This is a genomic window from Pseudomonas sp. 29, assembly GCF_002754355.1.
Taxonomy (GTDB): domain Bacteria; phylum Pseudomonadota; class Gammaproteobacteria; order Pseudomonadales; family Pseudomonadaceae; genus Aquipseudomonas; species Aquipseudomonas neuropathica.
The window spans coordinates 850,001-869,228 of the sequence record NZ_PEEY01000001.1 but is presented as its reverse complement, the minus strand read 5'-3'; the positions used below and the strand labels follow the sequence as shown (position 1 = coordinate 869,228).

Genomic DNA, 19,228 nt, shown 5'->3' with positions numbered 1-19,228 from the left:
GGGCTTTGCTGCGTACAGGGATCAAACACGATTCATGATCCACGCCATCACTGTCTGCCAATTGATGGCCGACCCGCGCTCCCTATGATGGGAATCACCTGATTTCTCTGAGTGAGCGCCTTGATGACCGCCAGAACCCTCTATGACAAACACATCGATTCGCACACGGTGTGCCGCCTCGACGATCAGGGTCATGTCCTGTTGTATATCGATCGTCAGGTGATCAACGAATACACCAGCCCGCAGGCTTTCAGCGGTTTGCGCGCGGCCGGGCGCGATGTCTGGCGGCCGGGCACGGCGCTGGCGGTGGTCGATCACGTCAACCCGACCACGCCTGTGCGTATCGCAGCAATGCCCGATGCGGGCGGCGCGCGGCAAGTGTCGTATCTGGCGGAGAACTGCCGGGACTTCGGCATCGAGTTGCTGGACATCCTCGACAAGCGTCAGGGCATCGAACACGTTATCGCCCCCGAGCAGGGCTTTATTCTGCCCGGTATGGTCATTGCCGCTGGCGACAGCCACACCACCACTTATGGCGCACTCGGTGCTTTCGGTTTCGGCATCGGCACCTCCGAGATCGAACACCTGCTGGCTTCGCAGACCCTGGTCTACAAACGTCTGAAAAGCCTGCGCGTGACCGTCGACGGCGGGTTGGCGCCGGGTTTGACCTCGAAAGACGTGATCATGGCCCTGATCGGCCGCATCGGTGCTTCCGGGGCCAGCGGTTACGCGATCGAATTCTGCGGCTCGACCATAGATGCCCTCAGCGTTGAAGCGCGCATGACCATTTGCAACATGGCTGTCGAGGCGGGTGCGCGCGGCGCATTCATGGCCCCGGATGACAAAGTCTTCGCCTATCTCAAGGGCAAGCCGCGAACGCCGCAAGGAGAGCTATGGGAACAAGGCGTGAAGAAGTGGCGCGAACTGCGCAGTGATCCCGGTGCGCGGTTTGACCGCGAGATTCACCTCGACGCCAGCGTCCTGGAACCGATGGTCACCTGGGGCACCAGCCCCGATCAGGCCGCTGCAATCGGTGCGCGGGTACCGGATCCGCAAGCGATCAGCGATCCGGTCCTGCGTCAGGACATGCGCCGTGCCCTCAGTTACATGGGCCTCGAAGCGGGTATGGCGCTCAGCGACATTGTTATCAGCCACGCCTTTATCGGCTCGTGCACCAACGCGCGGATAGAAGACCTGCGTGATGCCGCCAGCGTCGTAAACGGTCAACACGTGGCCGGGCATGTGCGGGCGATGATCGTCCCCGGCTCCAGCGAAGTTCGCGCTCAGGCCGAGGCCGAAGGGCTGGCGCAGATCTTTATCGATGCCGGATTCGAGTGGCGTCAGTCCGGCTGCTCGATGTGCCTGGCGATGAACGACGACGTACTTGCGCCCGGCGACCGCTGCGCGTCGAGTACCAACCGCAATTTCGAAGGCCGTCAGGGCGCCGGTGCGCGTACTCATTTGATGAGCCCGGCCATGGTCGCCGCCGCTGCGATCTGCGGTCGACTCACCGATATTCGCCAATTTGGAGAACGCCCATGAGCCTGCAACCCTTCACCCACATCAGCGGTCGGGCCGCACCGTTACTGGCGGCCAACGTCGACACGGACGTGATCATGCCCAAGCAATTCCTCAAAGGCATTGATCGCCAAGGACTCGATCGCGGGCTGTTTTTCGATCTGCGGTTTCTGCGCGATGGCAGCCCCGATCCCGATTTTGTGTTGAACAAACCGACATGGCAGGGCGCGAGTTTTCTAGTAGTCGGAGCGAATTTTGGCTGCGGTTCCAGCCGTGAACACGCGGTGTGGGGTTTACAGCAGATGGGCATCCGCGCATTGATCGGCAGCAGTTTTGCCGGGATCTTCTACGACAATTGCCAGCGTAACGGGGTGTTGTTGATCACGCTGGAGGAGGCGCAGGTGCAACGCATCGGACAACTTGTCAGTGAGCCTGAAACGGCGCGGATCGCTATTGATCTGCAGGCTCAGCAGATCAGTCTGGCGGATGGCACGGTGATCGAGTTCCAGATTGATACCCTGCGCAAAACCGCATTGCTGCTCGGCCTGGATGCCATCGGCAGCACCCTGCAACGGCGCGAACAGATCAAGGCCTTCGAACGCGAGCATCTGGCCAACAACCCTTGGCTCTCCTGACCCACCGCTGATCCCTTGTGGGAGCGAGCCTGCTCGCGAAAGCGGTGTGTCAGATACAGCACTTTGACTGATTCACCGCTATCGCGAGCAGGCTCACTCCTACAGGGGGGGAGTGGTGTTTTGGGCTACAGCGACAATCCTTTGAAATGCGCCTGCAAAAACTCCACACACGCGCGCAGTTTCCCCGAGTGTGCCAGCCGCGTCGGGTACACCGCCCAGACATTGGCGCTCTGGCTGTAATCGTCCAGCACCTGCACCAAGCGTCCTTGCTCCAGTAGCGGCTTCACATCCCACAGCGAACGCAACAACACCCCGCGCCCATCCAGCGCCCATTGCAAAACGATTTCGCCGTTGTTTGACGATAACGGCCCGCTGACCCGCACGCTTTCTTGCCTGCCGTCGCGATCCAGATTCCAGATCCCAAAGGCGTTGTCGCGCTCCTTGATCACCAGGCAATCGTGCTGTTGCAACTCGTCCAGCATTTGCGGCGTACCGCGCCGTTGCAGATAACCGGGAGCGGCGCACAGCACCCGCCGGTTACTGGCCAGGCGTCGACCGATGTGCTGGCCGGGCAGGTCATCGCCGACGCGGATCTCCAGATCGAAGCCTTCGTTGATGATGTCCACCACCCGGTCAAACAGGTCGAGGCGAATCTCCAGGTCTGGATAACGTTCGGCCAGCAACGACACCGCCGGGGCTACGTGATTGCGACCGAAACCGAAACTGCTGCAAATGTGCAAACGCCCACGCGGGCTGTCGTGGGCGTCGGACAGTTCATCGTGCAACTGCTGGAAATCATCGAGAATGCGCAACGCCCAGCGCTGCACGCGCTCGCCGTCCTCGGTCAGCGAGACGCGACGGCTGGTGCGGTGCAACAGACGCGTGCCGAGGGTGGTTTCGAGAATCTGGATGCGTTTGCTGACGTAGGCCGGTGACAGGCCTAGTTCATCTGCTGCAGCGGCAAAGCCGTTCTTGCGGATTACGGTGAGCAGTACGCGCAGGTCTTCGGGCAGGGGCACGGTGTCTTTCTTCTGGGACATGTCAAAAACGAACACTGGCGGCAGAAGCCGCCAGCATAGCACCGAGATCCGGCGGCTCGACTCAGCGCAAAAAGGCCAATGCTTCGGCGAGCAACCGTTCGGGAGTTTCTTCGGCAATGTAATGGCCAGCGGGCAAGGCCTGGCCGCTGACGTTGGTCGCCACTTGCTGCCACTCCTTGAGCGGATCGAAGCAGCGTCCGACCGTGCCTTCGGCGCCCCACAACACGCGCAGCGGTAGATTCAGCTGATGCCCGGCGGCGATGTCGGCGCGATCGTGCGCAAGATCGATGCCGGCGCTGGCGCGATAGTCTTCGCAGATGCCGCGAGCGCTGCCCGGTCGTTGCAGGCAGCGTAGGTATTCGCCAAAGGCTTCATCGGTAAACGGCTTGAGTCCTGCGCTGCGGCTGCCCATCACGCTGCGCAGATAGCCTTCCGGATCCGCTTTGATCAGGGTTTCCGGCAGTGGTGCCGGGCGGATCAGGAAGAACCAGTGCCAATACGCGCGGGCAAAGGCTTCGTTGGTTTGCGTATACATCGACAGGGTCGGGGCGATGTCGAGCAGCATCATGCGCTGCACGGCGTTCGGGTGATCAAGCGCGAGACGATGGGCGACCCGCGCGCCACGGTCGTGAGCGAGAATCGAAAACTGCTCGAAGCCCAGCGCCTGCATCAACTCGACATTGTCGCGGGCCATTTCGCGTTTCGAGTAATGGGCGTGCAGCTCATCAGCGGCCGGGCGACTGCTGTCGCCGTAACCGCGCAGGTCGGCGGCGACCACGGTGAAGTGTTCGGCCAGTTGTTCGGCAATCTTGTGCCAGATCACATGGGTCTGCGGGTGCCCGTGCAACAGCAACAGGCCCGGGCCGCTGCCGCCGAGGCGGTAGGCAATGTCGACGCCGTTGACGTGACGCTGGTCTTTGCGGAATCCGGCAAACATCGGGCTGATCCTTTTTCAGGGTTCTGGTTGGCTGCATCCTGAAATCGTCCGGCGTTCGCGGCAAGGGGCAAAGCGTGGTCGGCAGGTTCATGAAGTGTGTTGATGGGGTTATGTGTTTTCGGTGCCGGCCCCTTCGCGAGCAAGCTCGCTCCCACAGTAATTTCCGGTGTGACGATTATCTATGCCACCCAGCGAAACCCTGTGGAAGCGAGCCTGCTCGCGAAGAGGCCAGTCCAGACACTGAAATGCTCAACCCTGCTGAAACATCTCCATCGCCCGCTGCTTGATCTGTTCTTCAGTCAGATCTTCCTTGCGCGAGGCCAGAAACCACAGATGCCCATATGGATCCTTCAACGTGCCGCTGCGATCACCGTAAAACTGATCCTTGACCTCGGACACCGTCGTCGCCCCCGCGTCCAGCGCGCGCTGAAAGGACTTGTCGACATCGGTCACGTACAGATGCAAACCAACTGACACGCTTTTATCAGGATTGCTCAACGGTCCATGATCGCACGGCGAGCCGAGCATGATCGCGCTGTCGCCGATGCGCAGTTCGGCGTGGCCGATGCCGCCGTCGGGCATGGCCAGGCGCATGACTTCGGTGGCGCCGAAGGCTTTTTTATAGAAATCGATGGCCTCGGCGGCTTTGTGGATGCCGAGATACGGGGTAATGCTGTGATACCCCTCGGGGATGGGTTTGACGCTCATGACGTTCTCCCTGAATTGTTGTTCTATGGGACAGGACTCCACCGGATTTGTGGAAGATTCACTATAGAACCGTCCTCGCCGTGCAGGTTTTTGCCCGACGAGCAGTCAATCCTTTGGAAAGTGCGGCCCCGGGCCTTGTTCGCCGAGTACATCGCCCTGATTGCGCAGCGGGCAAGCCTCCATCGACAAACACCCGCAACCGATGCAGCCATTGAGCCGGTCACGCAGTAGCGTCAGTTGTTCGATCCGTTCATCCAACTCTCGGCGCCATTGCTCCGAGAGGATTTTCCAGTCGGCCGCGCTGGGCGCACGATCATCCGGAAGGATTTTCAGCGCCTCGCCAATCTCCGCCAATGGAATCCCCAGCCGCTGCGCGACTTTGATCAACGCCACCCGGCGCAGCACTTCCCGCGGATAACGGCGCTGATTGCCGGCATTGCGCTGGCTCTTGATCAAGCCTTTGGACTCATAAAAGTGCAGGGCGGTGACGGCGACACCGCTGCGCGCCGCGACTTCGCCGACTGTTAACGGCTTGTGCACATTTTCTTTGCTGATCATCTGCAGACAGCTCTTGACCTTGACTTAACTAGAGGTTTTACCCTGCAGGTCTTCGAGTCGCAAGGCTCGTCTTACACTGAGTGGGGGCATTCCATGAACAACCGCAGTTTTACCCAACTGATCGAATTTGAAATCGAACCACGCCAACAACCTGCGCTGGTGACTGCACTATCGAGGCAAACCGAGCGTCTGGCTCAGCGCTACGACGGTTTTGTCAGTGCCAGTGTGCAGGCCAGCGATGACGGCCGGCGCGTGCTGAGTTTTCTCCAATGGCAGACCCGCGAGGCGGGGGAGGCGGCGTTTCGCAGCTTTGAAAGCGGCGAGCAGGATTTCTGGCAACTGATTCACACCCATCAGGCGAAAACCATCACCTTCAATTCGTTTCAGGTGTTGAGCAGCATCGCCCGCAGTCACGACGATGTGCTGCACTGCCACCTGGTCGGCTAGATCGACAGCTGGATCAAGCGCTCGCCTTGCAGATTTTCCGTGAGTCGCCGCTTGTTCACCGCCAGTTCGCCGATCTTGATCAGTCGCGTGCGGGTGACGTTGCGACTCAGACCGAGCAACGCGGCGGTGTGCACTTGGTTGTAATGGCAAAAGCGATACGCCGCGCGCAGCAAGGCGTCTTCGACTTTCTCGTGCAAAGCACCGGCCTGTTGCGCGAACAGTTTTTGAAAGGCCTGTTCCAGCAACGCTTCCGGTGAATCATCGGCGCTGCTGTGATGATCGTCCGGGCGCTCGATACGCAGGTTCGACAGGCGCAGATCATCGCGTTCGATCACGCCATTGCGGCAGATCAGCAGGGTGTGATGGATGACGTTTTCCAGTTCGCGAATGTTGCCCGGCCAACTGTAGCCGCGCAGTTTGTGCTCGGCACCGGGACTGATGCTGACGCGGCCATAACCGAGGCGCTGGCTGTAGGCTTCGATGAAATGGCGCGTGAGCGGGAGGATATCGCCGGGACGCTCACGCAACGGGCTCAATTCCAGATTGACCACGTTGAGGCGGTAATACAGATCCTCGCGGAAATGGCCGGCATTGATGGCCTTCTCCAGCTGCACGTTGGTCGCTGCCAGCACCCGCACATCGATGGGAATGCTTTTGCGCGAGCCCAGCCGCACCACTTCGCGCTCCTGCAACACCCGCAGCAACTTCACCTGAATCGCCATCGGCAGATCGCCGATCTCATCGAGAAACAACGTGCCGCCATCCGCTTCCTCGAACCATCCGGCCTTGGCGCTCAGCGCACCGGTGAACGCGCCTTTTTCATGACCGAACAATTCTGCCTCCACCAGCGACTCGGAAAACGCGCCGCAATTGACCGCGATAAACGGCCGATGACGGCGGTTGCTGAGGTTATGAATATGCCGCGCTACCAGCTCTTTGCCGGTGCCGGTCTCACCGATGATCAGCACACTGGCTTCACTCGGCGCGACCTGTTGCAAATGCGCGAGCAGGGCCTGGGATTTCGGGTCTTCGAACACCTGCGCGGTGGCGCGGATCGACGTGGCGAGCGCGGGGGAGGGCGGTAGGGTCAGCAGTTGCATGGGCTCGTCCTTCTTTTTAGTTCAAATGCAGGCAAGTCAGGAATAGAAAGTCGGCACCGGCAGCGACTGGTTCAGCGCCCAGTCGCCCAGCTCATGGAGTTTGTAGTCCAGCGGGTCGTGCAGGGTTTGCGTGCGCAGGTTGCGCCAGTGGCGATCGAGGCGCAGGGAAGCGTGGGTGGAACGCGCGCCGGTCACTTCGAACAGACGGCTGCAAATCTCCAGGCCCTGACGGCTGGCGGCAACTTTCGCGGTGGCAATCGCTGTCGCGACTTGGCCGCGCTCTTCGGCACTGAGATTCGCACCCTTGGCCCAGGCTTCATCAAGCAATGCGGCCGCGCGTTCGACCAGCAGACGAATACCTTCCAGCGCCACCCAGAACTCGCCGTAATGCGCGAGCACGTATGGATCTTCGCGCACATCGCGCGCCGTGGATTTATGCCAGAGCCGGGTTTCGCTGAGGGTGTATTGCCGCGCTTCTTCAAAGGCGCCTTCGGCAATCCCGAGAAACATATGCGTGAACGTCAGCTGCGCGATCAATGGCCGCAGGCAGGCGAACGGCGTGCTCAGCGGGCCGGGATCGAGGAGCAATTCCGACTCTTCGACCCGCACCCGTTCAAAGGTCGCGCTGCCGCTGTCGGTCTGGCGCTGGCCGATGTTGTTCCAGTCGTTGTGCAGGGTGATACCACTGCGGCCGCTGGGAATCGCCGCGATCAGCAATTTGCCGCCAGCGCTCTCATCGACGGCCGAGGCGATCAGCATTTGTGAGTCGCTGGCGCCGGAACAGAAGCTTTTCTTCCCGGAAAACTCGCGCCAGCCGCCGAGATCCTTGACCACGGTGCGAGTGTCGAGCGGGTTGAGCGCATTGCCCCAGAACCAGTTCTGCCGCGCGGTCTGTTCGAACCACGGCTGCCATTGTTCCGGCCGGGAAAACAGGCGCACGGTGGCGAGCATCAAATGATGAAAACCGAAAACGTGGGCGATCGAGCTGTCGACCTTGGCGAATTCACGAACGACCTGCAGGGTTTCACTCCAGCTCGCGCCGAGGCCGCCGTAGCGGGTGGGAATGCTCAGGGCCAGCAGGCCGCTGTCGCGCAGGGCATCGCGCTCGACTTTTGGCGTGCCACCACGTTCGTCACGCTCGACGGCGGTCAGGGCAAACTCGGCAGCCAGTTGGCGCGCGGTCTGCAATGGGGATAACAAAGTACTTTGCGGTTTGGCGGTCACACCAACACTCCTGAATTCACTCAGCCTGCGGCAGCTCTTACACAAGAGATCCGGTTTACGCCGAGGCTTTTGTGGGCAGCACATCATTGGCAATCATTTCGCCAAACGGCCCGGTCAGATTGGTCACGCCACGCCCGGCCAGACTGGCGTAAGGCTCGGGCAGCAGCGGGAACACCAGCTCGGCAAAGCGGTAAGCCTCTTCCAGATGCGGATAACCGGAGAAGATGAAACTCTCGATGCCCAGATCCGCGTATTCCTTGATCCGCGCCGCCACTTGCTGCGGATCGCCGACCAGCGCCGTACCGGCACCGCCACGCACCAGACCGACACCAGCCCACAGATTCGGAGCGATCTCGAGGTTATCGCGACGACCATCGTGCAAAGCCGCCATGCGCCGTTGACCTTCCGAGTCAAAGCGCGAGAAGGATTTCTGCGCGGCCTCAATAGTCTCGTCGCTGATGTGTTCGATCAGTTTGTCCGCTGCTTTCCACGCCTCTTCAGCGGTCTCGCGCACGATCACATGCAAGCGGATGCCGAACTTCACCTTGCGCCCATGCCGCGCCGCTCGTTCGCGCACGTCGGCGAGTTTTTCCGCAACTGCGGCGGGTGGTTCGCCCCAGGTCAGATAGACATCGACCTGTTCGGCGGCCAGATCATGCGCGGCATCGGAGGAGCCGCCGAAGTACAGCGGCGGATAGGGTTTCTGCACGGGCGGATAGAGGGCTTTGGCGTTCTGCACCTTCAGGTGTTTGCCGTCGAAATCCACCGCTTCGCCTTGCAACACGCGGCGCCAGATTTTCAGGAATTCATCGGTAACTTCATAGCGCTCGGCGTGACTGAGAAAACTGCCGTCGCCACGGTTCTCGTCCGGATCGCCACCGGTCACGACGTTGATCAGCAAACGGCCGTTGGATAACCGGTCAAGCGTCGCAGCCATGCGCGCCGACACCGTCGGCGAGATGATTCCCGGACGGATCGCCACCAGATAACGCAGACGTTCGGTCAACGGCACCAGCGCCGAGGCGATCACCCAGGAGTCTTCGCAGGAGCGTCCGGTGGGGATCAGCACGCCGTGGTAGCCGAGGCTGTCAGCCGCCTGCGCCACTTGTTTCAGATAGTTGAGGGTGACCGGGCGCGCACCTTGGGTAGTGCCCAGATAGTGGCCATCACCGTGGGTCGGCAGGAACCAGAAAACATCCATGAACGGCTCCTCAGGCGATTTTCAGCAAAGGTTTGATTTGGGTGGCGAACAGCGGCGCTGCGCGTTCGGCCGCGAGGCGGATGCGCGCCTTCAACAGTTCGCTGGTGATCTGGTAATCGGCGAAGTCGGCTTCGGTGGCGTACACGCCGATTGGCAAAGTCATGGCCTGAAAGAAGCTGAACAGCGGCCGCAACTGGTGATCGAGCACCAGCGCATGGCGTTCGCTGCCGCCGGTAGCGGCGAGCAGCACTGGGGTGTCGATCAAGGCGTTGAGGTCGATCAGGTCGAACAAGTGCTTGAGCAGGCCCGGGTAGGAACCGCGATAAACCGGCGCGGCAACGATCAGCAGATCGGCCTGTTCAATGGCTTGCAACTCGGCTTCAACCTCTGCACTGAGTTCCTGACGCGACAGCGCGCCGCCGAGCGGGCGAGCGATATCACCGAGTTCGATCAAATGGCTTTCAATGGACAAGTGCTCGGCCAGTTCGGCGATCAAAGCTTGGGTCAGTACCAGGGTGCGGGACGGACGCCAGGTGCCGCCGGAGAGGGCGACGACTTTCAGGGGACGCGACATGATCAGTTCCTTTTTTCAACAGTTGCTCAGCGAGCAGTGAGTGAGTCACCGGGTCAGAGCAAGCGCTGTACCAAGTCCTGGAAGCCCCGGTTTACAAGGCGTTGAGCGTTAGCGCGGCGGTCACCCCTGTGAGTAGCAGGGCGCTTTGTTGAATCAGTGTTGGCTGAGCAACAGTTGCTGGAGCAACAGTGCTCAGCCCATGCAGGGAGTTATAAAGGCAGTTTGTTATTCCGTAAAAGAACGTTAATTGATATTTATAGATCGTTAAGAGATATGTGCCAGCACGTGTCGATTTCCTGATAGCCACTATTGAGAGCGTTGATTTCTGCGCAAGCGTGCCCGGGCGTAGCCTTTGTCCATCGACTCCCCATTGCTCGCCAGGACGCTCCCATGAATCGTTTACTGACTGTCTCCCTGTTGCTCGCTGTCTCCGTACTCGCCGGTTGTGTTGGACATGTATCACCGGAACTGCGCCCTTACACCGATGAAGAATCCCGCGAATTGGCGATGGAAGCACTGAATCGCAGCGGCTTGTCCTTCGACGAATACCACGCGAAAAAAGCCCAACTGCTCGGTCAGTCGCAGTTCGACAAGAAAGCTGAAATGAGTGCCGAACGTGCCGTACAGCTGCACGGTCGTCCTAGCTGAAAACAAACTGTACTGCTGGAAGTTTTCCCCAACTGTCCGTGGGCTTGCCGGGCGGTGTGGGATAGGGTCTACACCTGAATGACCCTGATGGATTGCCTGCCATGAACCTCTCGCTTGACCTGCTGTTGGGCTTTGCCCTGTTTGCCCTTGTCACCTCGATTACGCCGGGGCCGAACAACACCATGTTGCTGGCATCGGGAGTTAATTTCGGCTTCAACCGCACCATCCCGCACATGCTCGGGATCACTTGCGGCTTCTTCGTTCTGGTCGTGGCCGTGGGCTTTGGCCTCGGTGCGGTGTTTCAGACCTACCCGATTCTCTACACGGTTCTGCGCTATGTCGGCGCGGCCTATCTGCTGTATCTGGCGTGGAAAATCGCTCACTCGGGACCGGTCGGTGACAGTGCCGAAGGCGAGGCCAAGCCGATCAGCTACCTCGGCGCCGCCGCGTTTCAGTGGGTCAATCCCAAGGCGTGGATCATGGCCATCGGGGCCATCAGCACCTACACGCCGATGCAGGGCTACTTCACCAATGTCGTGGTGATTGCTGCAGTGTTCGCCATCATTAACCTGCCCAGCGTCGGCGTCTGGGCGGCCTGCGGTACGTTGTTGCGCAATGTGCTGAAGGATCCGCGCTGGTTGCGCGTGTTCAACTGGGGCATGGCCGCATTGCTGGTGATTTCGCTGTACCCGTTACTTCTCGAAAGCTTTAGCTGACGCATCGCTTCAACCGCAGGCCGGATGCCTGTTAAGCTCGACTTCAGGAGCGTTCCTACGCACTTTTAAATGAAGTTGTTCTTCTTTAACGGCATCCGATCAGGTATTGATGACGCTCTCGAACCGACGCGCAGCTCACAAGGCTGCGCCGTGCCGTTTGCAGACACGAGCCTCCTGATCCCGGAACACGCTCTGCGAGTCATTTATGAACACACGTCCGTTGTATTTCGATTACGCCGCCACCACCCCGGTTGACGAGCGGGTCATCCAGGTGATGATCGAGTGTCTGGGGTTTCACGGTAACTTTGGCAACCCGGCTTCCAGCTCCCACGCGTTCGGCCAGCAAGCCCGACACACGGTCGAGCAGGCCCGCCGACAGGTCGCCGAACTGGTCGGCGCCAAGGCTGAGCAGATCGTCTGGACCTCCGGTGCCACCGAGTCCAATAACCTTGCCCTCAAAGGCGTGGCGCAGGCCCGCGGTGTCTCCGGCGGCCACATCATTACCAGTCAGATCGAACACAAAGCCATTCTCGATACCGCCCGCCAATTGCAGGACGCCGGCGTCGCCGTAACCTATCTGGTGCCGGATGTCGATGGCCTGATCACCCCGCAAGCGGTCAGTGAAGCCATGCGCGACGACACCTTTCTGGTGTCGCTGATGCTGGTCAACAACGAGTTGGGTACCGTCAATGATGTTCAAGCGATTGGCGAAGTGGTGCGTAGTCGCGAGGCGTTGTTCCATGTCGATGCGGCGCAGGGCGCCGGCAAAGTGGCAATCGATCTAGGGCAATGGCCGGTGGATCTGATGTCCTTCTCCGCACACAAACTCTACGGCCCCAAAGGCATTGGCGCGTTGTATGTCGGCCCACGGGCGCAGCAGCGGTTACAGGCGCAGATTCACGGCGGCGGACATGAAGGTGGCTTGCGCTCCGGGACGTTGGCGACGCACCAGATTGCCGGCATGGGCGCAGCGTTCGCGCTGGCCGCAGAGACGTTCGATGATGAGAAAAAAACGATCGTCGCGTTGCGTGAACGCTTGCTCGAACAACTGCTCAGCCTTCCGGGCGTACGCCTCAATGGTTGCGCCACTCAACGCATTCCGCACACCTTGAGCCTGACCTTCAGCGAAGGTGAGTTCAACAGCGCGGCGTTGAGCCATTCGATTGCCTTTTCCGCGACCTCGGCCTGCAACTCGGCCAGTAACACGCCATCCCACGTGTTGTTGGCGCTGGGGCATGACGCGCACCTGGCCGGTCGCACCATTCGACTGAGCCTCGGCCGCTTCACCACCGCCGAAGATATCGATAAGGCCGTGCAACTGATCAAGACCGCCTGCGCCAGTGCTCCGGCATTCTGGGCGACCGGGCTTTAAACGAGCCGACCTCTCGGCTACGAACAATAACGATGAAGTGATTAGCAGGAGACATGATGAGTACCCAGACCTCGACCGAAGGATCGGTGCCCCAGCGCCTGGCGCAGACCCGTGAACTGATGCGCCGTGAAGGCATTCATGCGCTGTTGGTGCCGTCCGCCGACCCGCACTTGTCGGAATACCTGCCGGGTTACTGGCAGGGCCGGCAGTGGTTGTCGGGCTTCCATGGTTCGGTCGGGACGTTGATCGTCACCGCTGATTTCGCCGGTGTCTGGGCCGACAGCCGTTATTGGGAGCAAGCGACCAAGGAGCTCAAGGACAGCGGCATCGACCTGGTCAAACTGCAACCGGGTCAGCCGAGTCCGCTGGACTGGCTGGCCGAGCAAACACCGGAAGGTGGTGTGGTCGCAGTTGACGGTGCGGTGATGGCCGTGGCGTCGGCGCGTACCCTGAGCAGCAAGCTGGAAGCACGCGGTGCGCGCCTGCGTACCGATATCGATCTGCTGCAGGAAGTCTGGAGCGATCGTCCGGGCCTGCCGAATGCACCGATCTATCAGCATCTGCCACCGCAGGCGACGGTCAGCCGTGGCGAGAAACTCGCCAAACTTCGCGAAACTTTGCGGGAGCGCGGGGCCGACTGGCATTTCATCGCCACCCTCGACGACATTGCCTGGCTGTTCAACCTGCGCGGCGGCGATGTGTCGTTCAACCCGGTGTTTGTTTCGTTTGCCTTGATCGATCAGCATCAGGCGACGTTGTTCGTGGCGCTGAGCAAAGTTGATGGCGAATTGCGCGCAGTGCTGGAACAGGATGGCGTAACGCTGCGCGATTACAGCGAAGTCGCTGATGCCCTGCGTGCCGTTCCGAGTGGCGCGAGCTTGCTGGTCGATCCGGCACGAGTGACCAGCGGTTTACTGGATAATCTCGACAGCGCAGTGAAACTGGTCGAAGGCTTGAACCCGACCACGCTGGCCAAATCGCAGAAAAGTGAAGCCGATGCTCAACACATCCGCCAAGCGATGGAGCAGGACGGTGCGGCGCTGTGCGAATTCTTTGCTTGGCTGGAATCTGCGTGGGGCCGCGAACGCATTACCGAACTGACCATCGATGAGAAGCTCACAGCTGCTCGCGAGCGTCGTCCGGATTATGTCTCGCTGAGCTTCAACACGATTGCCGCGTTCAACGCCAACGGCGCCATGCCGCATTACCATGCGACCGAAGAAGAACACGCGGTGATCGAGGGTGACGGCTTGCTGCTGATCGACTCGGGTGGACAGTACCTGGGCGGCACCACGGACATCACGCGGATGGTGCCGGTCGGTACGCCGAGCGAAGAGCAGAAGCGTGATTGCACGCGCGTGCTCAAGGGCGTGATCGCGCTGTCGCGCGCGCAGTTCCCGAAAGGCATTCTCTCGCCGCTGCTGGACGCCATCGCCCGTGCGCCGATCTGGGCCGACAGCGTGGATTACGGCCACGGCACCGGTCACGGCGTTGGCTATTTCCTCAATGTCCATGAAGGCCCGCAGGTGATTGCCTATCAGGCCGCGCCGGCACCGCAGACGGCCATGCAGCCGGGGATGATCACGTCGATCGAGCCGGGTACATATCGTCCGGGCCGTTGGGGTGTGCGTATCGAGAACCTGGCGATGAACCGCGAGGCGGGTAGCAGCGAATTCGGTGAATTCCTCAAGTTTGAAACCTTGACGCTGTGCCCGATCGATACCCGATGCCTGCTGCCGGCGCTGCTGACTGAGGAAGAGAAACAATGGTTCAACACCTACCACACAGAAGTGCGTGAGCGCTTGAGTCCGTTGCTTGAGGGTGCTGCGCTGGAATGGTTGAACACCCGTACTGCCGCCATCTGACTGGTTGCAATTCAGGCGCTGTTACCAGCGCCTGAATGATCGCCTAGCCCTGGCGCAGGGCTTCTTCAACGAAGTCGAGCCGATCCTGGCCGAAGAACAGCTGATTACCGATGAACATGCTCGGTGCGCCGAACACGCCGCGTTTAACCGCCGTTTCGGTGTTCTCCTTAAGCGCTGCTTTGACAGATTCATCGTTGCTCAGCGCCAGAACTTCCTGCGGGTCGAAACCGTGTTCGCTCAGTACAGCGGCGACAGTCGCGGGCTCGTCGAGGCTGCGTCCTTCAACCCACAGCGCCGTGAACAGACAATCGATAAACGCCTCAAAGCGTTCTGGCTGACGCAACTGGATACCCGTGACCGCACGCATCAGCATCAGTGTGTTGATCGGGAAATGCGGATTGAATCTCAGCGGCACCCCGTAGCGTTTCGCGTAGCGATCCAGATCCTGAAACATATACCGACCCTTCGCCGGAATCATTGCCGGTGACGCGTTGCCGGTTGCCTTGAATACACCACCGAGCAGCATCGGGATGTAAATCAGTTCACTGTTCGTCTCGGCACAAATCTTCGGCAATTGGGTGTAGGCCAGATAGGTGGCAGGGCTGCCAAGGTCGAAATAGAACTCCACGGTTTTAGTCATTTTCGCGTCTCTGTCGTTATTGTTATGGCGTTGGCTTACCAGCGTTCATTCCAGGGGCGCAGATCCAGCTCGAACGACCAGGCATCCCGCGGCTGACTGTGTAGATACCAGTAGTTCTCGGCGATGTGCTCGGGATTGAGGATGCCATCCTGATCTTTGGTCGCGTACTTTTCCGGAAAACCGTTGCGAATGAAATCGGTGTCGATCGCTCCATCGACCACCACATGGGCGACGTGGATGTTCATCGGCCCAAGTTCCCGCGCCATGCTTTGCGCCAGTGCGCGGATACCGTGCTTGGCACCGGCGAAGGCGGCGAATCCGGAAGCACCGCGAAGTCCGGCGGTAGCACCGGTGAAGAGAATCGTGCCGCGATTGCGCGTGACCATGCGTTTGGCCACTTCACGGGCATTGAGGAAGCCTGAGAAACAGGCCATTTCCCAGATCTTGAAATACTTGCGTGCGGTTTCTTCAAGAATGCTGCACGGCACATTGGCGCCGATATTGAACACAAAAGCTTCGATCGGACCGAGGCGAGTCTCGATGTCTTCAATCAGAGCGATTACGTCTTCTTCTTTGCGCGCATCGCAGGCAAAACCGTGGGCTTCACCGCCTTCAGCCTTGATCGCGTCCACCAGCGGCTGCAATTTGTCGGCGCTGCGTCGGGTGACGCAGGCGATGAATCCTTCTTTGGCAAAACGCTTGGCAATCGCCCCTCCCGTGGCATCGCCAGCGCCAACCACTAATACGACCTTCTTGTTAGTCATGGGTAGATGCCTTTATTAAACGATCGTTAAGTGAACGAACGTTATGCTAGGATCCAGACCACGTCAAGGCAGTCGATTCGAGGGCAAACACATGCGTTACTCCGCCAGTCACAAGTTGGAAACCCGGGAAAAGCTATTGCAGAGCAGCTCGCTGTCAGCAAAGCGTTCGGGGTTTTCCACGGTAGGCGTCGACGGCTTGATGAAGGCTATCGGATTGAGTGGCGCGGCGTTCTACAGTCACTTTTCGTCGAAAGATGCGTTGTTCACTGCCATCGTCGAGCGCGAGTTGGGTCAAAGCCTTGAACGATTGGGCGGGGAGGGCGCGCGGGATCGTGAGCGACTGGAGCGCTGTCTCAAGCACTACCTGAGCATGGCTCACGTAGAGCAACCTGAGGCCGGTTGCGCGTTGCCGGCGTTGGGCGCAGAAATTGCTCGATCGGATGTTCGGGTGCGCGAGCAGGCCGAGCTGTGGATTTGCCGGCTTCAGGAGCGTTGGGCACAGATACTTGAGAGCGAGACCCTGGCGTGGTCGGTGCTGTCGCAATGCGTTGGGGCATTGGTGGTGGCGCGCATGTTGGCCACGCCGGACGTTCAGCAAGCGGTGCTGAAGTCCAGCCATGAAGAAATTGGCCGGCAGATTGCCGCGCAGCGCTGATCTATTTACAGATGACAATCATGCTGCGACTGGTGTAACCCGCAGGATTGAGACCGAACGGGTAATCGCCGGGCTCTTCGACGGTGTCACCGGATTTGGCGATGACCTTATAGCCTTTCGGCAAGCAAGCATTGGCGGCGCTGGCGTAGCATTTGTCCCAGGAGGACGATAGCCCTGAGCAGTTGATGTGCAGCCCTTTTTTTCCGCGTTTTACCTTGGTTTCCGAAGTCGCCGCACAACCCGCAATAGCCAGTATGGCGATCAGTATCAAAATTCGTTTCATTACCGTCCTTATAGCGGCCACGAGTCTAATGCCCGGGTTTGCCTGTGTTCGCCTGCGCTCTAAGCGTTTTGAAATCCCTGTCCGAAAAAATCCATGTCTGGCATTAGGTTACAGGTCTAAACATGGCCTAAATACGCACCAATTGCCAGACCTTCGTCAAAACCTCTTTCAATCAGCCGCTATTGCAGGCTTCGCGGCGCTACCCATGGTCATGGTTGCGCCGACAGACGCCAGAATAATGCACAGGATCGCCATCCATTGTGACAGTGTGAGGAATTCGTGCAGAAACAGCAGGCCCGATAAGGCTCCGAAAGCCGGTTCGATACTCATCAGTGTGCCGAATGTCCGTGCCGGCATGCGGGTAAGGGCGACCATCTCCAGTGTGTAGGGCAGGGCGGTGGATAGAATGGCGACGCCAATGGCAATGGGAATCAGGGAGGGGGTCAAAAGCGCTGAACCAGCATGCACGATGCCAATAGGGGCCACGAACAATGCCGCGATCATTACGCCTAATGCTGCGGTCGTCACACCGTTATCGGCACCTGCCTTCTGGCCGAACAGGATATAGAGCGCCCAACAGATACCGGCTCCCAGTGCATACCCAGCACCGACCAGATCGATTCCGGCGCTGGTGGCACCTGTTGGAATCAGCAACGTCAATCCTGCGGCGGCGAGAGCGATCCAGAGAAAGTCGATAGCACGACGGGAGGCATAGATGGCTACGGCCAGCGGCCCGGTGAACTCGAGGGCAACGGCAATCCCCAGCGGTACAGTGCGCAATGACATATAGAAGAGGAAATTCATTCCGCCTAGAGCCATGCCGTAAACGATGACCGTGCGTAGCGACTTGGCGGTCAGCCTGGCTCGCCAGGGACGCAGTATCAACAGCATGATGACACTGGCAAAGATCAGCCGCAGCGTAGTGGTTCCCTGAGCGCCAACGATGGGGAACATGCTTTTGGCAAGTGAGGCGCCGGACTGGATTGATGCCATGGCTATTAATAGCAGGCCAACCGGGAACAGCATTGAGGCAAGAGAGCGTGGCTGGTCATTCATTGCGCGGCATCGTCCAAGGTAAAAAAGCAGGGTTTTATTTTGATAGTGGGCAATATACTGCGCATTCGTTGCCATCACGTCTATATAAAGGCCGTCTTTTCCGCCTATCGATAGAAAAGTGAAATTAACGGTTGACGGCAGATTCAGGATGTCTATAATTCGCCCCACTTCCGGCGCAGTCGAAACGGAAAACTCCTTGAGATTCAATGAGTTATGCAGGTTTCGGCAGCAGGTTGCTTCAGTTCATCGAAGCCAGAAGGAAGTTGAAAAAAGAGGTGTTGACAGCAGCGTGTAACGCTGTAGAATTCGCCTCCCGCTGACGAGAGATCGGAAGCGCAAGTGGTTGAAGTTGTTGAAGAATTCTTCGAAAACTTCTGAAAATAATCACTTGACAGCAAATGAGGCTGCTGTAGAATGCGCGCCTCGGTTGAGACGAAAGATCTTAACCAACCGCTCTTTAACAACTGAATCAAGCAATTCGTGTGGGTGCTTGTGGAGTCAGACTGATAGTCAACAAGATTATCAGCATCACAAGTTACTCCGCGAGAAATCAAAGATGTAACCAACGATTGCTGAGCCAAGTTTAGGGTTTCTTAAAAACCCAAAGATGTTTGAACTGAAGAGTTTGATCATGGCTCAGATTGAACGCTGGCGGCAGGCCTAACACATGCAAGTCGAGCGGATGAGAGGAGCTTGCTCCTGGATTCAGCGGCGGACGGGTGAGTAATGCCTAGGAATCTGCCTGGTAGTGGGGGACAACGTTTCGAAAGGAACGCTAATACCGCATACGTCCTACGGGAGAAAGCAGGGGACCTTCGGGCCTTGCGCTATCAGATGAGCCTAGGTCGGATTAGCTAGTTGGTGAGGTAATGGCTCACCAAGGCGACGATCCGTAACTGGTCTGAGAGGATGATCAGTCACACTGGAACTGAGACACGGTCCAGACTCCTACGGGAGGCAGCAGTGGGGAATATTGGACAATGGGCGAAAGCCTGATCCAGCCATGCCGCGTGTGTGAAGAAGGTCTTCGGATTGTAAAGCACTTTAAGTTGGGAGGAAGGGCAGTAACTTAATACGTTGCTGTTTTGACGTTACCGACAGAATAAGCACCGGCTAACTCTGTGCCAGCAGCCGCGGTAATACAGAGGGTGCAAGCGTTAATCGGAATTACTGGGCGTAAAGCGCGCGTAGGTGGTTCGTTAAGTTGGATGTGAAATCCCCGGGCTCAACCTGGGAACTGCATTCAAAACTGTCGAGCTAGAGTATGGTAGAGGGTGGTGGAATTTC

20 protein-coding genes and 1 rRNA gene (1 of these 21 only partly in view) are annotated in these 19,228 nt (G+C 59.0%); 9 read left to right on the top strand and 12 right to left on the bottom strand.

The features are described from left to right. Window positions 1–123 precede the first annotated feature (123 nt). Window positions 124–1,542 (top strand): 3-isopropylmalate dehydratase large subunit, encoded by a 1,419-nt coding sequence (gene leuC / locus CLU80_RS04040; RefSeq protein ID WP_099756816.1) that lies wholly within the window; start codon window positions 124–126, stop codon window positions 1,540–1,542. Next, complete coding sequence (gene leuD, locus CLU80_RS04035) at window positions 1,539–2,153, top strand: 3-isopropylmalate dehydratase small subunit (protein WP_099756815.1); 615 nt, start codon at window positions 1,539–1,541, stop codon at window positions 2,151–2,153. The genes leuC and leuD overlap by 4 nt, the downstream gene beginning before the upstream one ends. 125 nt (window positions 2,154–2,278) lie before the next feature. Here the strand turns inward: leuD and CLU80_RS04030 are convergent, their stop codons facing one another. The 4 genes from CLU80_RS04030 to soxR all read right to left on the bottom strand — a co-directional run bounded on the left by CLU80_RS04030 (window position 2,279) and on the right by soxR (window position 5,396). Continuing rightward, window positions 2,279–3,193, bottom strand: a complete 915-nt coding sequence (locus tag CLU80_RS04030) for a LysR substrate-binding domain-containing protein (RefSeq protein ID WP_186620664.1) — start codon at window positions 3,191–3,193, stop codon at window positions 2,279–2,281. 61 nt (window positions 3,194–3,254) lie between these two features. Then, entirely contained in the window at window positions 3,255–4,130 is an 876-nt protein-coding gene (locus CLU80_RS04025; RefSeq protein WP_099756814.1) for an alpha/beta fold hydrolase, read from the bottom strand. A gap of 249 nt (window positions 4,131–4,379) precedes the next feature. Further along, window positions 4,380–4,838 carry a VOC family protein gene (locus CLU80_RS04020; protein ID WP_099756813.1) on the bottom strand — a complete coding sequence of 153 codons (459 nt, stop codon included), beginning with the start codon at window positions 4,836–4,838 and terminating at the stop codon, window positions 4,380–4,382. Window positions 4,839–4,943: 105 nt separating this feature from the next. Next, the gene (gene soxR, locus CLU80_RS04015) at window positions 4,944–5,396 is read right to left on the bottom strand and encodes a redox-sensitive transcriptional activator SoxR (protein WP_099756812.1); all 453 of its coding nucleotides are present in this window, start codon (window positions 5,394–5,396) and stop codon (window positions 4,944–4,946) included. Window positions 5,397–5,489: 93 nt separating this feature from the next. Between soxR and CLU80_RS04010 the strand changes: the two genes are divergently transcribed. Continuing rightward, window positions 5,490–5,843, top strand: coding sequence for an antibiotic biosynthesis monooxygenase (locus tag CLU80_RS04010; protein ID WP_099756811.1), 354 nt, complete (start codon window positions 5,490–5,492; stop codon window positions 5,841–5,843). Here CLU80_RS04010 and CLU80_RS04005 read toward each other — a convergent pair. Genes CLU80_RS04005 through msuE form a run of 4 tightly spaced genes read right to left on the bottom strand, consistent with a single transcriptional unit; the run spans window position 5,840 to window position 9,942 of the window. After that, window positions 5,840–6,943: a sigma-54 interaction domain-containing protein gene (locus CLU80_RS04005; protein WP_099756810.1), complete on the bottom strand. Its 1,104-nt coding sequence runs from the start codon at window positions 6,941–6,943 to the stop codon at window positions 5,840–5,842. The genes CLU80_RS04010 and CLU80_RS04005 overlap by 4 nt on opposite strands. A 36-nt stretch (window positions 6,944–6,979) precedes the next feature. Further along, window positions 6,980–8,167, bottom strand: a complete 1,188-nt coding sequence (locus CLU80_RS04000; RefSeq protein ID WP_099756809.1) for an acyl-CoA dehydrogenase family protein — start codon at window positions 8,165–8,167, stop codon at window positions 6,980–6,982. Between the two features lie 55 nt (window positions 8,168–8,222). Beyond that, window positions 8,223–9,368, bottom strand: a complete 1,146-nt coding sequence (gene ssuD / locus CLU80_RS03995; protein WP_007949711.1) for an FMNH2-dependent alkanesulfonate monooxygenase — start codon at window positions 9,366–9,368, stop codon at window positions 8,223–8,225. Window positions 9,369–9,378: 10 nt separating this feature from the next. After that, window positions 9,379–9,942 (bottom strand): FMN reductase, encoded by a 564-nt coding sequence (gene msuE, locus CLU80_RS03990; RefSeq protein ID WP_093434995.1) that lies wholly within the window; start codon window positions 9,940–9,942, stop codon window positions 9,379–9,381. Between the two features lie 390 nt (window positions 9,943–10,332). On the opposite strand from msuE, the gene CLU80_RS03985 reads away from it, so the two are divergent. The 4 genes from CLU80_RS03985 to CLU80_RS03970 all read left to right on the top strand — a co-directional run bounded on the left by CLU80_RS03985 (window position 10,333) and on the right by CLU80_RS03970 (window position 14,543). After that, on the top strand, window positions 10,333–10,590 hold the full coding sequence (locus CLU80_RS03985; protein WP_099756808.1) for a hypothetical protein: 258 nt from the start codon (window positions 10,333–10,335) through the stop codon (window positions 10,588–10,590). A gap of 101 nt (window positions 10,591–10,691) precedes the next feature. Further along, window positions 10,692–11,306, top strand: a complete 615-nt coding sequence (locus CLU80_RS03980; RefSeq protein ID WP_034155169.1) for a LysE family translocator — start codon at window positions 10,692–10,694, stop codon at window positions 11,304–11,306. Between the two features lie 205 nt (window positions 11,307–11,511). After that, window positions 11,512–12,678, top strand: a complete 1,167-nt coding sequence (locus CLU80_RS03975; RefSeq protein WP_099756807.1) for an aminotransferase class V-fold PLP-dependent enzyme — start codon at window positions 11,512–11,514, stop codon at window positions 12,676–12,678. A 56-nt stretch (window positions 12,679–12,734) separates the two neighbouring features. Further along, on the top strand, window positions 12,735–14,543 hold the full coding sequence (locus CLU80_RS03970; RefSeq protein ID WP_099756806.1) for an aminopeptidase P family protein: 1,809 nt from the start codon (window positions 12,735–12,737) through the stop codon (window positions 14,541–14,543). 43 nt (window positions 14,544–14,586) lie between these two features. On the opposite strand, the gene CLU80_RS03965 is transcribed toward CLU80_RS03970, so the two are convergent. Continuing rightward, window positions 14,587–15,183, bottom strand: coding sequence for a 2-hydroxychromene-2-carboxylate isomerase (locus CLU80_RS03965; RefSeq protein ID WP_093434986.1), 597 nt, complete (start codon window positions 15,181–15,183; stop codon window positions 14,587–14,589). Window positions 15,184–15,218: 35 nt separating this feature from the next. Continuing rightward, on the bottom strand, window positions 15,219–15,947 hold the full coding sequence (locus CLU80_RS03960) for an SDR family oxidoreductase (protein WP_099756805.1): 729 nt from the start codon (window positions 15,945–15,947) through the stop codon (window positions 15,219–15,221). 91 nt (window positions 15,948–16,038) lie between these two features. Between CLU80_RS03960 and CLU80_RS03955 the strand changes: the two genes are divergently transcribed. Next, on the top strand, window positions 16,039–16,602 hold the full coding sequence (locus tag CLU80_RS03955) for a TetR/AcrR family transcriptional regulator (protein WP_099756804.1): 564 nt from the start codon (window positions 16,039–16,041) through the stop codon (window positions 16,600–16,602). A gap of 1 nt (window position 16,603) precedes the next feature. Here CLU80_RS03955 and CLU80_RS03950 read toward each other — a convergent pair whose 3' ends face one another. Both CLU80_RS03950 and rhtA read right to left on the bottom strand, forming a co-directional pair. Next, complete coding sequence (locus CLU80_RS03950; RefSeq protein WP_093434980.1) at window positions 16,604–16,885, bottom strand: hypothetical protein; 282 nt, start codon at window positions 16,883–16,885, stop codon at window positions 16,604–16,606. Window positions 16,886–17,053: 168 nt separating this feature from the next. After that, window positions 17,054–17,941: a threonine/homoserine exporter RhtA gene (gene rhtA / locus CLU80_RS03945; protein ID WP_093435527.1), complete on the bottom strand. Its 888-nt coding sequence runs from the start codon at window positions 17,939–17,941 to the stop codon at window positions 17,054–17,056. A gap of 613 nt (window positions 17,942–18,554) precedes the next feature. On the opposite strand from rhtA, the gene CLU80_RS03935 reads away from it, so the two are divergent. Beyond that, window positions 18,555–19,228, top strand: a 16S ribosomal RNA gene (locus tag CLU80_RS03935); it runs 863 nt beyond the window's last position.

Excerpts from the sequence above, each read along its gene's own strand:
- CLU80_RS03970 (WP_099756806.1), top strand. The coding sequence starts at position 12,735 with ATGAGTACCCAGACCTCGACCGAAGGATCGGTGCCCCAGCGCCTGGCG.
- leuD (WP_099756815.1), top strand. The coding sequence starts at position 1,539 with ATGAGCCTGCAACCCTTCACCCACATCAGCGGTCGGGCCGCACCGTTA.
- CLU80_RS03955 (WP_099756804.1), top strand. The coding sequence starts at position 16,039 with ATGCGTTACTCCGCCAGTCACAAGTTGGAAACCCGGGAAAAGCTATTG.
- CLU80_RS03960 (WP_099756805.1), bottom strand. The coding sequence starts at position 15,947 with ATGACTAACAAGAAGGTCGTATTAGTGGTTGGCGCTGGCGATGCCACG.
- ssuD (WP_007949711.1), bottom strand. The coding sequence starts at position 9,368 with ATGGATGTTTTCTGGTTCCTGCCGACCCACGGTGATGGCCACTATCTG.
- CLU80_RS03975 (WP_099756807.1), top strand. The coding sequence starts at position 11,512 with ATGAACACACGTCCGTTGTATTTCGATTACGCCGCCACCACCCCGGTT.
- CLU80_RS03965 (WP_093434986.1), bottom strand. The coding sequence starts at position 15,183 with ATGACTAAAACCGTGGAGTTCTATTTCGACCTTGGCAGCCCTGCCACC.
- soxR (WP_099756812.1), bottom strand. The coding sequence starts at position 5,396 with ATGATCAGCAAAGAAAATGTGCACAAGCCGTTAACAGTCGGCGAAGTC.
- rhtA (WP_093435527.1), bottom strand. The coding sequence starts at position 17,941 with ATGAATGACCAGCCACGCTCTCTTGCCTCAATGCTGTTCCCGGTTGGC.
- CLU80_RS04025 (WP_099756814.1), bottom strand. The coding sequence starts at position 4,130 with ATGTTTGCCGGATTCCGCAAAGACCAGCGTCACGTCAACGGCGTCGAC.
- CLU80_RS04010 (WP_099756811.1), top strand. The coding sequence starts at position 5,490 with ATGAACAACCGCAGTTTTACCCAACTGATCGAATTTGAAATCGAACCA.
- CLU80_RS04005 (WP_099756810.1), bottom strand. The coding sequence starts at position 6,943 with ATGCAACTGCTGACCCTACCGCCCTCCCCCGCGCTCGCCACGTCGATC.
- msuE (WP_093434995.1), bottom strand. The coding sequence starts at position 9,942 with ATGTCGCGTCCCCTGAAAGTCGTCGCCCTCTCCGGCGGCACCTGGCGT.
- CLU80_RS03980 (WP_034155169.1), top strand. The coding sequence starts at position 10,692 with ATGAACCTCTCGCTTGACCTGCTGTTGGGCTTTGCCCTGTTTGCCCTT.
- CLU80_RS03950 (WP_093434980.1), bottom strand. The coding sequence starts at position 16,885 with ATGAAACGAATTTTGATACTGATCGCCATACTGGCTATTGCGGGTTGT.
- CLU80_RS04020 (WP_099756813.1), bottom strand. The coding sequence starts at position 4,838 with ATGAGCGTCAAACCCATCCCCGAGGGGTATCACAGCATTACCCCGTAT.
- leuC (WP_099756816.1), top strand. The coding sequence starts at position 124 with ATGACCGCCAGAACCCTCTATGACAAACACATCGATTCGCACACGGTG.
- CLU80_RS04030 (WP_186620664.1), bottom strand. The coding sequence starts at position 3,193 with ATGTCCCAGAAGAAAGACACCGTGCCCCTGCCCGAAGACCTGCGCGTA.
- CLU80_RS03985 (WP_099756808.1), top strand. The coding sequence starts at position 10,333 with ATGAATCGTTTACTGACTGTCTCCCTGTTGCTCGCTGTCTCCGTACTC.